This is a genomic window from Shewanella sp. H8 (genome assembly GCF_040285065.1).
GTDB classification, from domain to species: Bacteria; Pseudomonadota; Gammaproteobacteria; order Enterobacterales; family Shewanellaceae; genus Shewanella; species Shewanella polaris.
Genome location: NZ_CP157213.1, coordinates 3,834,442 through 3,849,237 on the forward strand (window position 1 = coordinate 3,834,442; position 14,796 = coordinate 3,849,237).

A 14,796-nucleotide genomic window follows, 5' to 3' on the forward strand; every position below is an offset into this window, starting at 1 on the left:
TACAGATTAACAGTGCTCTAATTTTGCTAACGACACCAACAACCATTTGCAGCCGAAATCGACAAAATCAACCTGCACACGGCCTTTTTCACCAGAGCCTTCAAAGTTAATCACCTTGCCTTCACCAAACTTAAAATGCTTCACTTTAGAGCCAACTCTATAACCAGTATCATTAAAACCATTCGGCTTGGTAGTGACCGTCGCAGGACGAGCAGCAAAGCGTTTGCTGATCGATGGCTTCACCTGAGCACGTATGCGAATTTGTTCAACGAATTTTTCAGGAATTTCGTTAATAAATCGTGATGGGCTAGCATAATCTTCACGGCCATAAATACGACGGGACTCAGCATAACTGATGTACAGTTTCTGCATTGCACGGGTCATTCCGACATAACATAAACGACGCTCTTCATCTAAACGATCGCCTTCATCTAGTGCCATCTTGCTCGGGAATAATCCTTCCTCAACACCCGCCATAAACACCATTGGAAACTCAAGTCCTTTGGCCGAATGTAACGTCATCAATTGCACTGCATCGGTAAAGGCATCAGCCTGACCTTCGCCAGCTTCTAATGCTGCATGAGATAAAAAGGCATTAAGCTCGCCCATGTCTTCAAGTTCTTCAGGCATTTCGAAACTGCGCGCTGCAGTAACTAACTCATTTAAGTTTTCAATTCGCGCTTGGGCTTTTTCGCCCTTTTCAGCCTCGTACATGGTACGCAAACCTGAACGGTCAATCACATCATCAGCCATCCGATACAACAACATATCTGCAGTATCAGTACGCATCGAGATAATCAGTTCCATAAAGCCATTGATGGCATTAGCTGCACGCCCAGCTAGTACTTTTTCTTCAACTAAATGCACACAGGCTTGCCAAAGTGTTAGCTGTTGCTGTCTGGCTGTTGAGCGCACAATATCTAAAGTGCGATCACCAATACCACGAGCTGGGGTATTCACCACACGTTCGAATGCGGCATCATCATCTTTATTATTGATAAGACGCATATAGCCCATTGCATCTTTAATTTCTTGACGCTCGAAGAAGCGCAGACCACCGTAAATACGGTAAGCTAACCCTTTGTGTAAAAAGGCTTCTTCTAATACTCGCGATTGCGCATTTGAACGATATAAAATCGCGCACTCGCTCAAACTACCGCCTTTTTCCTGCCAATCGCTAATGCGACCCACAATGAACTTGGCTTCGTCCGTCTCATTAAAGGCGCAATAAACAGAAATGGGCTCGCCATCTTTGTCTTCAGTCCATAACTCTTTGCCCAAGCGATCTGGGTTATTAGAAATCACAGCGTTAGAGGCATTCAAAATATTCGCCGTTGAACGGTAATTTTGTTCTAAACGAATCGTTGTTGCACCGTCAAAATCTTTTAAGAAACGATGGAGGTTTTCAATTTGCGCACCACGCCAGCCATAAATGGATTGATCGTCATCACCGACAATCATCACATTAGCCGTTTTGCCCGCTAACACACGGATCCACGCATATTGTATCGCGTTAGTATCTTGAAACTCATCTACTAAAATATGACGAAAACGCTCTTGATAATGTGCCAATAAATGCGGTTTATTCAACCATAACTCATGCGCACGTAATAGGATTTCAGCAAAATCGACCAAACCTGCACGATCACAAGATTCTTGGTAGATTTTATAAATATTCAGTAAGTTTTGCTCAATCGGAAACCCGCCTGCATCGATATGCTTAGGGCGAAGACCTTGATCTTTCTTACCATTGATATAACCCTGAGCTTGACGCGGAGGATACTGCTTCTCATCTAAATTAAGGCTTTTTAGAATACGTTTTAACAAACGCAACTGATCGTCAGAATCAATAATCTGGAAGCTTTGCGGTAAATTGGCATCTTGATAATGAGTGCGTAATAACCGATGGGCTAAACCGTGGAAGGTACCTATCCACATGCGTCCCATGTTAGTACCCACGACCTTTTCCACCCGTTCACGCATTTCTGCCGCGGCTTTATTGGTAAAGGTGACTGCCAAAATAGAATATGGACTTTGTTGTTCAACTTGCATTAACCACGCTATACGGTGGGTTAATACTCGGGTTTTACCACTGCCGGCACCCGCTAACACCAACATATTTGAAAGTGGTGCGCCAACTGCCTCACGCTGCTTATCGTTTAGGCCGTCTAATAATGATGATACGTCCATTTTTCCTCCCAGAAATCTGCATTGCATTATATATCAAATAGCGAGGGTCTGTTTACCTTTCGTGGGCCGATATGGTTCTAAATAAACACTTATTAATCATGGTGCAATATGTGACACCTAGTATTTTAAGAATATATCATGCAACTTTTAGCCATATTCCATACAATAAAGAGCAAAACAAGTTTAATTGAGATCCTTGCTAGGTTTACCGTATACGTTTGCTGAGAGGTAGAGGGGTTCGCTAGAATAACAACAGCATATTTTGAATGTCTTAATGGCCCTATCAGCCTAAATTGACAAAGATACGCATGAAAATTACTATACAAATTAAGATAGTTACTTAGGTTGTCATATTGAATATCAAAGATTTAGAGCTGTTTATTGCCGTAGCAAAACTAGGCAGCTTCTCCAAAGCGGCTAAATCACTTGATACCCGCCGAGCACTAGTAAGTCGCCGCATTGCAGATTTAGAAAAACAGCTCGGCGCACCGCTGTTTACCCGTACGACCCGAGTAATGAAATTAACCACTTCTGGCCAACGTTACCTTAGCCAAATAACACCGTTAGTTAACCAACTCAAACATGCTGGAGACGTATTTAAACATCGTCACGACGATGTACAAGGTAAGTTAAGAATAGGCTTACAACCCTTTGTTGATAAGCTGTTGGATAAACACATTGCCAATTTTATTCATGCTTACCCACAAGTACAGTTAGAAGTGTTTATTGTGCCGGGGCAAATTCAAGATCTAAAACGTTTAGATTTAGATTTCATGCTCAATGTCGGTGAGGTCAGTAAAGGGAATATCCATAGCCAAAAGCTGATGACCTTTGAACGAAAATTGTATGCTAGTACACTTTATCTTGAAAATTCATCGGTTATTGAAACCATTGATGATTTACATTATCACTCACTTTTGGGCTATCGGTCTGCAGAAGGTATATTAGAAGATAACTGGATATTTCAACATACAGAAATCAGCGCAAATCATAAAGTCATTTGCAGTGATTACAACTCTTTATACCACTTTTGTTTAGGCGGTGCTGGGATTACGTTATTGCCTCAAGTCATTGCAATCGCGGCTGTTGAAAACCAACAATTAATCAATGTATTACCCGAACTAAGTGCCGGATTCAAAGATATTAATATCCTTTATCCTAAAGACCACATAATATCGGCGGCGACTAAAGCATTTATTGAACACTTAACCCAAATGGTTAAGTAACCTGAACTCGGGATAAGTAAGTAACATTTAGGCCAGCAATGCTGGCCTATTTAATGATTAACCTCAACCCAGAAAAACAGGTTGGATAAAAGTCGATTTATTTCTTATCGTCTTTTAAACCAATGCTGTCCATCCAATATTCAAAATTAACTAAATTACCAGGTAACACAATACGACTATCAGGTTTGCTTAAACCATCTAACTGCTTCATGTATTGTTCACCAAGTTGCATCCGCAGAGCACTTTGTCCACCTTCTGACGAAATAACCACAGCCAATCGTTCTATTGATTCAGATGTCGCTTTAGCTATCGTTAGAATTTCCTGAGCCTTACCTTCGGCCTCATTAATACGACGCTGCATTTCACCTTCAGAACGATTGATGGTTTCCGCCATGACACCTTCTGAACGGTTAATTTTACTTTGTTTATCACCTTCACTTTTGGCTAATAATGCCCGACGTTCACGTTCGGCATTAACCTGCATTTCCATGGCGTTTTTAACCGTTTCAGGAGGGGTGATGTTTTTAATTTCGTAGCGGTGAACCCTAATACCCCACATTGAACCCGCTTCATCAAGCACCTCAACCACTTTGGCCGAAATTAAATCACGCTCTTCAAAAGTACGGTCAAGGTCTAACGTGCCAATCACTGAACGAGTGGTAGTTTGCGCCAATTGAATGGCTGCATAACGGTAATCCGTTATGCCATAACTGGCTTTTACTGGATCGGTTACCGAAATATAAATCACGCCATCAACTTCGACATTCACTTCATCACTTGAAAAACACTCTTGCGGTGGCACATCGATAGTTTCTTCTTTTAAGTCATGAATATAAGCGACTTTATCAACAAAAGGGATCAGCGCATGAAAGCCAGCATCTAAGGTATTGTGATATTTGCCTAACCGTTCAACGATATAAGCAGACTTAGTTGGAACGAGGCGAATAGACTGAAATAATTTGAGCACAAAAATGGCAAAAATAGCGCCCCAAATAACCATAACAATAAAATCAGTATCAATTCCGTTAATCAACATTAGCGTGCTCCTTTTACTGATGAATTGGTTACGGCGTGAGTCACTTGTTCCATTCCTTCAAAAAAACCTTCCAGTTTAGCCATTTCAGCTGGCACCACAGACACTTGAGATTCGGATAGAATTTTGCCCACTTGCCCAATAAACTGTTCTTTGAGCAACATGTTCATCGCATCATTACCACCATTGATGGTCAATGCCTTACAAATCATTGCCATGCCTTCTGCTTTGGCATTAGCAACTATTGAAATTTGTTGTCCGGTACCGATTGCTTCGTTAATTCGTTTTTGCTTTTGGCCTTCAGATAGATTAATCGCCTCTTGACGCTCACCTTGTGACATATTAATCATCGCGGCTTTTTCTGCATTAGCTAAGGTAATTTCCGCACGTTTACGACGCTCAGCTTCCATTTGTTTTTCTAAGGTGTGAATAACATTACGCGATGGCGTAATGTTTTTAATTTCGTAACGTAACACCTTAATTCCCCATGGATCAGAGGCTTTATCAATCTCACGGACTATCGACTCATTCAAACTGTCACGTTCTGAAAATGTTTGTGATAAGGTCAATTTACCAATTTCAGAGCGCATTGTTGTTTGAGCCAGATTTACCGCCGCACGACGATAATTTTCGATACCATAACTGGCCAATTTACCATCCATCACTTTAAGGTAGACTAAACCGTCAACTTCTAATTGGGTGTTATCCTTTGAAATACAACTCTGTGGCGGAACATCAAGCACTTCTTCACGAGTGTCGTGTCGATAAGAAACACGATCAACAAAAGGAACCAGAAAATGAAAACCTGGCTGTAACACAACACGAAACTTACCCAGACGCTCAATCACATGCACTTCACGCATTGGCACAATTAACATGAGTTTGTACAAAATAAACATTACAAATAAAAAAACGATTGTTAACACAAACATATCTACTCCCTTTTAAACTGACTTTCCTAAATAACATTGGACGGTAATCACTACCTAATATTCTAATAAAACTATTTTAAAGCATTGATAATAAATTGTTTTTATAATAACACCAGATTATCACTATACCGAATCAATAATGGGTTCAACAACAAAAGCAATATTATCCCGACAAATAATTCTCACTTTAGTGCCCTCTTTTATTACTGATCCATCACCCAAAGCGGTCCAATCTGAACCTAAACAACTAATTCGCCCCGTTTGTTGTCCAGGACCAATGGTTTGTTTAACGATGGCGACTTGGTTATACAAATCGGTTTCTTCGTCGGTATTATCAACATGGGAGTCGCCGCCCACTAACCGTTGGGTTATATGACGAAAACTCAGTAATAGTACCATTGAGGCCATAAACCATAATGTCAGGCTTTGTACCAATCCATCGATAATGCCAACAGCCAGTGCAGATGCGACAAGAAGGCATGCTGCACCTAATAAAATCACAATACCACCCGGAATAATTATTTCCGCTAACATCAACAACAGTCCTAGCACTAGCCAAACAGTGAGCGGGTTTGAAAGCTCCATATACTCCCCCATAATATGAGAATGTCCTTTAATTCACTATAACATCTTTATTTATTAATGCGACATATTATGTCAAACATGCACATTATGTTCTGCGTTATAAACGCTTGATCGACTTACATGATCTAAACAGTGCGTCATTATTAATGACGCCGACATTTTCGTTAAGTGATACAGGATATTTACCCACATTTATAACATAACAGAGCCAGCATTAGTCGTTATGCATTGCATCACATTGACAATTTATATACTCGCGTTAGCGATTATATCGACCATGAAAACAATGAAATCGTCACATTCTTAACAGTTTTAATTGTGATCTAGCAAAATATTGAATATATTGCGCCCATTGTGCATGATCCAGAATAATAGATCGCAAAGTTGTACTCGATCGATTTAAAATTTACGCCTAAACTGTCACTACTGATCAACCTGAATACTTAATTAACCGGAAGAAACATGAAAAGAATCTACCTTTTAGCGACACTTCTCCTCTCACCAAATGTTTTTGCTGACGATTTAGTTCAATGGTGGGATGTTAGCGCGACTGTCTTGCATGGTGAAAACTATGACTTAGCACCATCAGAAAGACAAACAACGATTACCCTAGAAACGGCTGGTGCCTGGAAGTATGGCGATTGGTTTGTATTCCAAGATTTTATTAATTTTAATGGTAATAATAACGGTGTTGATAGCACAAATTATGGTGAAATTTCACCTCGGTTTAGTGCGAGTAAAATATTGGGTCAGCCTGTTAGCTTTGGTGCGGTAAAAGATATCTCTTTAGCACTCACTTACGAAGAAGGTGAAGGCCCTGTTAACAGTATGCTTTATGGTATCGGTTTAGACTTTGACGTGCCATTTTTTAGCTACTTACAACTGAACACATACCGTCGTGACGCTATTAGTAGTGGCAACAACAGCGATGGTTGGCAGTTTACTCCAGTATTTAGAATCGACATGCCAGTGGGCAATGCCAATATTATTATCGATGGCTATATTGATTGGGTATTTTCTGCAGACAACAACGGCTATGACGAAAACCTACACTTTAATCCGCAAATAAAATATGACTTAGGCAAATCATTATTTGGCGATCACAAACAAAACAAGCTGTTAGTGGGTATTGAATATGATTATTGGCAAAGTAAATATGGTGTTGCGGGCATTGACCAAAGTACCTACTCAATCATTGCGAAATATCATTTCTAATCTAGGCTGCCCCTTATAAAAATTAGATAACAAAAAAGGTGCCTAGGCACCTTTTTTAATGTTTACGTGTTAACCCAATCTGTTATAACAAAATCGCTTGTTAAAATATGATGGCCAACAGCATGAGTTTACGCTAGCAATTTTTTCGCTGCTGCGACAACAATAGACACTGCACTAACTTCAGTTTTCTTCATTGTAGCTTCATCAGGAATTTCTTGCTCGGTACGGTTTACAATAACACCCGCTACACACGCTGCACGCCAACCTTGAGTTGCACACATAGTAAATAGTGTTGATGATTCCATTTCATAGTTCAGCACGCCCATTGCTTGCCATTCTTTCATTGAACCAACAAAGCGCTGAGTTACGCGACCAGAAACAGTATCGTAACGTTCTTGGCCTGGATAGAAGGTGTCAGAAGAGGCAGTAATACCGACATGTGGCTCTATGCCTGCATCTCTACACGCTGCAACCATTGCTGTAGTACAAACAAAATCAGCAGCAGCAGGAAACTCTAACGGAGCAAAGTGCAAACTGGCACCGTCTAAACGCACTGATGCGTGAGTGACAATGACATCACCCACATTCACATGTGGTTGAATTGAACCCGTTGTACCGACACGCAAAAAAGTTCGCACACCCAGTTGTGCTAACTCTTCTACTGCAATAGATGTTGATGGTCCGCCGATCCCCGTTGAACAAACAACAACAGGTTTGCCATCGATATAAGCTAAATAGCTGGTGTATTCACGATGGCTGGCTAAGAACGTTGCGTTGTCCATTAGCTCGGCAATACGCTTAACACGTTCTGGATCACCAGGTACGATTGCTAAGGTAGCGCCATCTAACATTTTTTTAGTTAATCCTAAGTGAAATACATCGGACATTATGAAAACCCCTTTCAGTTTTGAATATTAAATTCTTATAATCCAGACTTTAACTGAGTCTTTAGGCGCATAAGGTTAACTTGATCACATATAAATTCATAATAGTTAATATGCTTTCGTTAAATTATTACTAATATATGTCAAAATCCCACCAAATACACAGCTTTCAGCATAGTTGAGAGGGAGTAAAAACAACAAGCTATTTATCTAAATCAAAAACGATTAACGTGATTTACATCAAATTAACCTTAAAAAATTTGGGTAGGGTATTAGTCATACCGTTAATAACAAAAAAGGACGCTAAGCGTCCATTTTTACTCAATACTGATGGATTACAAGTAATAATCTTTTAACGGTGGGAAACCATTAAAACATACTGCTGAGTATGTAGTGGTATAAGCACCAGCAGTTAACCAGTACAAACGATCGCCAATGGCTAAATCGACCGGCAAACCATAGCTGTAATGTTCATACATAATATCAGCGCTGTCGCAGGTTGGGCCGGCAATAACACACTTATCTAACTCGCCTTTACGCTCAGTGTAGATAGGAAACTTAATCGCTTCATCCATGGTTTCAATCAAACCTGAGAACTTACCTACATCAGTAAATACCCAGCGCTCTAACGCTGTGTGTGATTTACGCGAAATTAATACCACTTCAGATACAAGTACACCGGCATTTGAAAGTAATGAACGACCAGGTTCTAGAATAATTTCAGGTAATTCATCACCAAAATCTTCTTCCAAGAAATGTTTAATCTGCTGCGCATAAACACCCAGTTCATTGGTTTTGTCTATATAGTTGGCAGGAAAACCACCACCTAGATTGATCATCTTTAACACAATGCCATGTTCTTCTTTTAAACGGTCGTAAATACTTTTCACTTTACCGATGGCAGAATCCCACGCACCGATATCACGTTGCTGTGAACCGACATGGAATGAAATACCATGTGGTTGTAAGCCTAATTCTTTAGCCAATACTAATAAGTCGTATGCCATTTCATTTTGACAGCCAAACTTACGTGATAAAGGCCAATCAGCGGTATGTGTGCCTTCAGTTAAAATACGTAAGTACACTTTTGAACCTGGAGCTTCTTCAGCAATCATGCGTAAATCAGCTTCAGAATCTGAAGCATACATGCGCACACCTTGTTGATAGAACGAACGCACATCTACGCGTTTCTTGATGGTGTTACCATAGCTAACACGATCAGTTGAAACACCTATAGACGTTACCATTTCAAGTTCGTAAATAGAGGCTATGTCAAAGTTTGAACCTTTATCTCGCAATAAGGTTAAAATCTCTTTGGCCGGATTTGCCTTAACCGCATAATAGATATTGGCGAAAGGAAAATTGTTAACCATATCATCGTATTGTTTCGCAACGATTTGGGTGTCAATAACTACAAATGGTGTTGGCTTATCTTTAGCAAATGCTTCAATGCGGTCAAACGTGTCCTTGTCATAATAATCTGCAACATCAATCGATTGAAATTGGCTCATTAGGCCGGTGCCTCCAGTTAGTGGGGTGATAAAAGTGTTATTACGAATCTGTAAGAACACGCGCAGTAAACGATATTTTTAAACAATACGCAATGAGTTTTTATGCAAAAAGTTTACTTTTTTATTCTTCAATAAAATTCTGTGACGTTCTGCATATTATCCACTTAATTACCCGTATCAATAATTCGCCTATCCGCAATAAAGTATAGACATCAACAATAAAAATGCGCGTTAAGTTGATAAAAAAAATTTTCAGCTTAATGACTCTTAACTGCAGGCTAAGATTTTCCCCTATGTGTAAAAAGTTGTTATCATCCAAATTGATAACAACTAAAAATGCTTCAACAAGGAATATAGATGAACGAACCCAGTTTAGATCAAGAGCTCCAACAACTACAAAATGTCTATAGCGTCATCACTGAGTTTGTTGTTGAGTACAGCTTTCAAATTGCTGGTGCACTTATTATTTTCTTATTGGGGCTTTGGGTTGCTAACAAAGCCGCCAACATTGTCGCCGCACAACTAAAAAAGCATAACATTGATATCACCCTCAGTAACTTTGCCTCCAACTTAATTAAAATCATTATTATTGTGATGGTCGTAGTGATCTGTTTAGGTAAACTTGGTATTAGCGTGACACCTATGGTTGCCGCTATTGGCGCCGCTTCACTCGGTGCAGGCTTAGCATTACAAGGTATGTTATCTAACTATGCAGCTGGTATAACGATTATTGTGACTCGCCCGTTTGTGGTTGGAAACACCATTGAAGTAAAGGATGTCAGCGGCGTAGTGGAAGTCATTAAACTAGGGCAAACCATTTTAACCAATGAAGAAGGCGAACAAATCAGTATCCCCAATAAGCACATTGTCGGGGAGATTTTACATAACTCATTTGCTTATAAACTGGTTGAAAACAAATTTAATATTGATTATCAAACTGATGCCGATCATGTTATCCAATTAGTTAATGACGTACTTGCTGCAGCTCCTGCAATTTATAAAGACAAGAAACCATTGGTAGGAATCAATGGGTTTAATTCTATCGGCATGGAAATAGGCGTGCGTTATTGGGTGCCTACAACAAGTTATTTTGAAGAAAAGTATCAAACCAACCTAGCTATTATTAAAGCGCTAACGGCAGCAAACATCACTATTCCTTGTCCAGTAAAGGAAATTCATTTACAACACTAATCTTCACGGGTGTAATATTTTTAGTGTTAATAGTCCTGCCCTCATAACGTTAGCTTATATGGGGGCAGTAAAAACTATCACGGCCCTTTAACGGCAACTACCTTAAGCATAAAACCATCATCAAACATACTGTTATGAGTAAATTTGTCGTTATTCTGCCTAATTTTGACTATTTCAAACTAGCAGCATAATCAATAATACTGCTTCGATATAATGCCAATAACTCAGTATCGTTCACCGCAACGCCAACTTTTTGTGGTGTTTTATCCTTCCATGCATCATGCGGATAAATACGGCTACCACATTTCTGAATAGTCATTCCTTCAGCTACGCCATCGGTAACAACCCTTATTGGTCCTTCTCTAAGAGTGAACAATGCAGGATTAATCACATAGGCAATAGCCGATGGGTCATGCACATGGCAAGCTTCTAAGCCCACCTTCTCACTATAAAACCTCAAATAATAACGACTGATATTCCAGATAAATTGCCCAACTTCGCCGGCATCATCACGCAATTGGTCAAGGTACTCGCGAGTAAAAAAGCTTTGCTCGGTCACATCCAAACCAATTACCACCACAGGCCAAGAGGCTGTGAGCACAATATCAGCAGCATGAGGATCATCATGAATATTTGCTTCTGCAAACGGAGTCACATTACCGTGGTGATTATTCTCACCAAAGGCGCCGCCCATAATAACGACGTCTTTAACCAAATCGACAATGCTGGGGTCAGCCTGAAGTGCTAGAGCAAGGTTAGTTAACGGACCAATAGCCACCAAAGTGATTTCACCAGGCTCAGCCTTAACAGCATCGATTATGTATTGATATGCAGGACGAGGATCTGCTTTGCCCTCAACATTTGCAGGTACAATCACATCACCAAGACCCCCTTCACCATGAACCACCACAGTGGGTCCTACTGGAGGTCGAATAATGGGCTTACTCGCACCAATAACGACATCGGCTTTTAATTGATATTTTTGCTTAATATAGAGGGCATTACGGGTCGCATTTTCGATGGTTGCATTGCCATAAACAGTTGTGATGGCTTTTAGCTCAATACCTGGATGCGCTTCGGCAAACAAAATGGCAAATACGTCATCAATGCCGGGGTCGGTATCTAATATAATTTTAGTTTTCATGGGGATCACTGTCCTACTCAATTAAATAAATTGATACTCTATCGGATTTTATAGTGTGAGTTAGTTTAAGCCACTGATTAAAAAATAAATTTTAAGTTCATTACAAACGTGACTATAAGCCGCGTTGCCATTCTTGCCTTAGTGGGATAATGCCTTGTAATGCATGTTCTACTTGAGCGACTAATGCTGGTTTATCTTTACCTAACACACCTTTTAACACTAGGTAATTTGATGCGTGATCAGAACGAAAGATCGTTTTATCGAGTTCAAGGTGGCTCAATAAAGTGTGCATCTCTGTCAGTAAACCGGTTTGATCTGGCAATACAAACTTACCATCAAAAACACTGTCCATTCGCTCTGTTCCCAATGGTAACGTCACCACCAATGTTGATAAATAATCGGGCTGAGCCGCATTCATTAATTCAGCTGAAGCTATCGCATGTTGATGAGATAGCTGCACACCACCTAATCCCATTAAAATCATCACTGATGATTTTATGCCTGCTTGGCTAATCTTCTGTAGCGCAGCTAAAGATGAGACGAACGTTTCGCCTTTTTTAATTCGTCCAAGCACTTCATCATCACCGCTTTCACAGCCAATATACAAAATGGATAAACCCATTTTTTGTAATTCAGAAAGTTGCTCAACGGTTTTATTATTAAGATTGCGCGGCAAACAATAACTGCTGATCCGAGTGACATGAGGCAGATGAGTATTAATCAATTCGCAAATAGCTTTCAAACGATTAAAGGGTAATGTCATTGCATCACCGTCAGCTAAAAAAACACGACGAAACGGATAACCAGAAGCTGCAGCAGTAATAATATCATCTTCAATTTTATCAAGTTTCTGTGCTCTAAACTGCTTTTGCGGTTGGGTGTACATACTACAAAAACTACACTGATTCCAGCTGCAGCCATTGCTAACCTGTAAAATTAATGACTTCCCCTCTGAAGGAGGGCGAAATACTGGTTCAATGTAATTAAGCATCCGAGTGTCCAAATTGATGATAATGTGAGTTAGTTAACGAAATTCGATTTTTTTTACTACAAAAAATGTTCAAAAAACTATCATTCAAAAGTATTATTGTTATAGTCATGTAGTTAACAATAAATATACAATTCAAAAGATTTAGGTGAAAAGACTTATGATTCAAGTTGCATACCAAATAAATAATCGACGGAACAAGGATGTACTTCATCATGATGAGTATTGGGATTTAACCACAGCAGATCAAAAACTCGCATTATATGACTTGCATCGCTATGGGTATCGATTATTGTTTGTTCGCCATATGCTTAAAGGGCCAGTAGCCGTCATTTGCCAGCAAGATGATATTGCTGCTATTTATGCCGACGGAGAAGTCGATTTACGCCCCAAAATAACCCTTAGAGAATCTCATTAGAAGTCTAAAAAATCCATTCAACCTTATGATATTTTTATAAAAACCTACTTATTTCCTCAGTAAGCTTTAGATTCAATTTATGACTTTCGAGTTAATTTATAAACAGCTTCATTAAGCCAAGGAACTTGTTTATTCACAAACCTTGGGTTATCAGCCAACACATCGACACATTCAAGTAATTCGACGTTAAAATATGGCGTTAGATAGGTTTCAATCCAAGTTGGGCTGACAGCAAATGGTGGGCCTTTTAGGGTTTCTTGTGGGTAATCAAGGGTAATTAATAATCCTCTCACGTTAGCAGGAACCAGCGCAGCTAGCGCGTGAACATACTGTTGACGCATTTCTTCAGGCCACGCAATCAACGCCGCACGATCGTAAAAACCACTAATAGAGGATGTTAAACTGGAAGGTAAAGTAAAGATATCACCTTGATATAAGGCAACTTGATCGGCAGAAAATACCGCGTGATCATCAATATGAGTCACTTGATAAGCAAGTTCATTATCTGTAAAAAAATCTTCAACAGCAATAGCGCTTAATTCACAGCCCAACACAGTGTGACGTTGTTCGGCCAAATAAAACATGTCTAACGATTTACCACATAGAGGAACGAACACCTCGCTATTTTCAGTTAAGCCTAACTGCGGCCAATATTTTACTAAAAAAGGGTTCACTTGGTTTAAATGAAAACCGATTTGTTGTAATTGCCATTTTTCATGCCAAAAGCTGGGTTCCATAATGCTATTCTTCAGTCTAATTGCTATTGAGATACAAGCTACTTTAAAGACTAAAAAAAATGGATGCAACCTCCGATAAAGATTTGCTGTTTAGCCGACTAGGCTTTACCGTCCAAGGTCATTTGTACCAGCCTTAACCAACGACAATTTTCACATTGACACTGTCGACGTGACATATGATGCGGACTTAAATTAGAATCGATATAATCTACAGCAATTAATAATTGCTGTTTTAACTCATCAACAGATTTCATCTCAAGAGCAACCATTTCATCATTACGATTAATCCATAAACATTCTTCCCCTTGATGACAAGTAATGCATTCTTCATCACTACTGTTAAAAAACACCGCATGTGGGCAATGGGTCACTTCCATTGATTGTAAAATTCGCTGCCGCGGGAACCTAAATAGCGGAATTAAATCAGCTTTATTGACATTGGGCATAATAACCTCTGGTTAAACCATTAAATAACTCTTACTGTCATAGTACCGAGTGTTGATTCATTTTGATTTGATATAGGTCAAGGTTTACATATCAGATTTTTTTCGATAGGAAGCTATCATTTGCTTATAATATGTGCTGATTAGAAAGAGATATTAGGGTGATTTTTAGCGAAACAGATATCAAATTTAAATAAATCACGTTGATGCATGAATAAAATGGTTTATTTTAAATAAGAAGCGCTTGCCGCAGTAAGGTTAATCAAGGTTTAATGAGCTTAACAAACGGAGACTTACCT

At 39.5% G+C, this 14,796-nt stretch carries 14 protein-coding genes; 4 read left to right on the top strand and 10 right to left on the bottom strand.

Annotated features, from left to right (window positions below):
• Positions 1 to 6: 6 nt before the first annotated feature.
• A complete protein-coding gene (gene uvrD, locus ABIS04_RS16715) occupies positions 7 to 2,190 on the bottom strand; it encodes a DNA helicase II (RefSeq protein ID WP_137225212.1) in 2,184 nt (727 codons plus the stop codon).
• A 353-nt stretch (positions 2,191 to 2,543) separates the two neighbouring features.
• On the opposite strand from uvrD, the gene ABIS04_RS16720 reads away from it, so the two are divergent.
• Complete coding sequence (locus ABIS04_RS16720; protein ID WP_350431785.1) at positions 2,544 to 3,416, top strand: LysR family transcriptional regulator; 873 nt, start codon at positions 2,544 to 2,546, stop codon at positions 3,414 to 3,416.
• A 97-nt stretch (positions 3,417 to 3,513) separates the two neighbouring features.
• On the opposite strand, the gene ABIS04_RS16725 is transcribed toward ABIS04_RS16720, so the two are convergent.
• The 3 genes from ABIS04_RS16725 to ABIS04_RS16735 form a co-directional block, all read right to left on the bottom strand.
• On the bottom strand, positions 3,514 to 4,452 hold the full coding sequence (locus tag ABIS04_RS16725; RefSeq protein ID WP_137225208.1) for an SPFH domain-containing protein: 939 nt from the start codon (positions 4,450 to 4,452) through the stop codon (positions 3,514 to 3,516).
• Positions 4,452 to 5,381, bottom strand: a complete 930-nt coding sequence (locus ABIS04_RS16730; RefSeq protein WP_137225206.1) for a slipin family protein — start codon at positions 5,379 to 5,381, stop codon at positions 4,452 to 4,454. The genes ABIS04_RS16725 and ABIS04_RS16730 overlap by 1 nt, the downstream gene beginning before the upstream one ends.
• Positions 5,382 to 5,504: 123 nt before the next feature.
• A complete protein-coding gene (locus ABIS04_RS16735; RefSeq protein WP_137225204.1) occupies positions 5,505 to 5,966 on the bottom strand; it encodes an NfeD family protein in 462 nt (153 codons plus the stop codon).
• Between the two features lie 462 nt (positions 5,967 to 6,428).
• Between ABIS04_RS16735 and ABIS04_RS16740 the strand changes: the two genes are divergently transcribed.
• The gene (locus tag ABIS04_RS16740) at positions 6,429 to 7,181 is read left to right on the top strand and encodes an outer membrane protein OmpK (protein ID WP_350431786.1); all 753 of its coding nucleotides are present in this window, start codon (positions 6,429 to 6,431) and stop codon (positions 7,179 to 7,181) included.
• Between the two features lie 128 nt (positions 7,182 to 7,309).
• On the opposite strand, the gene udp is transcribed toward ABIS04_RS16740, so the two are convergent.
• The gene (gene udp / locus ABIS04_RS16745) at positions 7,310 to 8,068 is read right to left on the bottom strand and encodes a uridine phosphorylase (RefSeq protein WP_137225200.1); all 759 of its coding nucleotides are present in this window, start codon (positions 8,066 to 8,068) and stop codon (positions 7,310 to 7,312) included.
• Between the two features lie 332 nt (positions 8,069 to 8,400).
• Entirely contained in the window at positions 8,401 to 9,576 is a 1,176-nt protein-coding gene (locus ABIS04_RS16750) for a type III PLP-dependent enzyme (RefSeq protein WP_137225198.1), read from the bottom strand.
• Between the two features lie 357 nt (positions 9,577 to 9,933).
• Between ABIS04_RS16750 and ABIS04_RS16755 the strand changes: the two genes are divergently transcribed.
• On the top strand, positions 9,934 to 10,767 hold the full coding sequence (locus ABIS04_RS16755; RefSeq protein ID WP_137225196.1) for a mechanosensitive ion channel family protein: 834 nt from the start codon (positions 9,934 to 9,936) through the stop codon (positions 10,765 to 10,767).
• Positions 10,768 to 10,936: 169 nt separating this feature from the next.
• On the opposite strand, the gene ABIS04_RS16760 is transcribed toward ABIS04_RS16755, so the two are convergent.
• Entirely contained in the window at positions 10,937 to 11,911 is a 975-nt protein-coding gene (locus ABIS04_RS16760) for a nucleoside hydrolase (protein WP_350431787.1), read from the bottom strand.
• Positions 11,912 to 12,023: 112 nt separating this feature from the next.
• Entirely contained in the window at positions 12,024 to 12,902 is an 879-nt protein-coding gene (locus ABIS04_RS16765; RefSeq protein WP_350431788.1) for a radical SAM protein, read from the bottom strand.
• Positions 12,903 to 13,059: 157 nt separating this feature from the next.
• Between ABIS04_RS16765 and ABIS04_RS16770 the strand changes: the two genes are divergently transcribed.
• Entirely contained in the window at positions 13,060 to 13,317 is a 258-nt protein-coding gene (locus tag ABIS04_RS16770) for a hypothetical protein (protein ID WP_350431789.1), read from the top strand.
• 77 nt (positions 13,318 to 13,394) lie between these two features.
• On the opposite strand, the gene ABIS04_RS16775 is transcribed toward ABIS04_RS16770, so the two are convergent.
• A complete protein-coding gene (locus ABIS04_RS16775) occupies positions 13,395 to 14,054 on the bottom strand; it encodes a thiopurine S-methyltransferase (protein ID WP_350431790.1) in 660 nt (219 codons plus the stop codon).
• Positions 14,055 to 14,152: 98 nt separating this feature from the next.
• Positions 14,153 to 14,500, bottom strand: coding sequence for a hypothetical protein (locus ABIS04_RS16780; protein WP_137225182.1), 348 nt, complete (start codon positions 14,498 to 14,500; stop codon positions 14,153 to 14,155).
• Between the last annotated feature and the right edge of the window lie 296 nt (positions 14,501 to 14,796).

Bases quoted from the DNA above. Each gene is read 5' to 3' on its own strand.
- ABIS04_RS16725 (WP_137225208.1), bottom strand. From the start codon at position 4,452: ATGTTGATTAACGGAATTGATACTGATTTTATTGTTATGGTTATTTGG.
- ABIS04_RS16760 (WP_350431787.1), bottom strand. From the start codon at position 11,911: ATGAAAACTAAAATTATATTAGATACCGACCCCGGCATTGATGACGTA.
- udp (WP_137225200.1), bottom strand. From the start codon at position 8,068: ATGTCCGATGTATTTCACTTAGGATTAACTAAAAAAATGTTAGATGGC.
- ABIS04_RS16765 (WP_350431788.1), bottom strand. From the start codon at position 12,902: ATGCTTAATTACATTGAACCAGTATTTCGCCCTCCTTCAGAGGGGAAG.
- ABIS04_RS16755 (WP_137225196.1), top strand. From the start codon at position 9,934: ATGAACGAACCCAGTTTAGATCAAGAGCTCCAACAACTACAAAATGTC.
- ABIS04_RS16750 (WP_137225198.1), bottom strand. From the start codon at position 9,576: ATGAGCCAATTTCAATCGATTGATGTTGCAGATTATTATGACAAGGAC.
- ABIS04_RS16740 (WP_350431786.1), top strand. From the start codon at position 6,429: ATGAAAAGAATCTACCTTTTAGCGACACTTCTCCTCTCACCAAATGTT.
- ABIS04_RS16735 (WP_137225204.1), bottom strand. From the start codon at position 5,966: ATGGAGCTTTCAAACCCGCTCACTGTTTGGCTAGTGCTAGGACTGTTG.
- ABIS04_RS16730 (WP_137225206.1), bottom strand. From the start codon at position 5,381: ATGTTTGTGTTAACAATCGTTTTTTTATTTGTAATGTTTATTTTGTAC.
- uvrD (WP_137225212.1), bottom strand. From the start codon at position 2,190: ATGGACGTATCATCATTATTAGACGGCCTAAACGATAAGCAGCGTGAG.
- ABIS04_RS16780 (WP_137225182.1), bottom strand. From the start codon at position 14,500: ATGCCCAATGTCAATAAAGCTGATTTAATTCCGCTATTTAGGTTCCCG.
- ABIS04_RS16770 (WP_350431789.1), top strand. From the start codon at position 13,060: ATGATTCAAGTTGCATACCAAATAAATAATCGACGGAACAAGGATGTA.
- ABIS04_RS16775 (WP_350431790.1), bottom strand. From the start codon at position 14,054: ATGGAACCCAGCTTTTGGCATGAAAAATGGCAATTACAACAAATCGGT.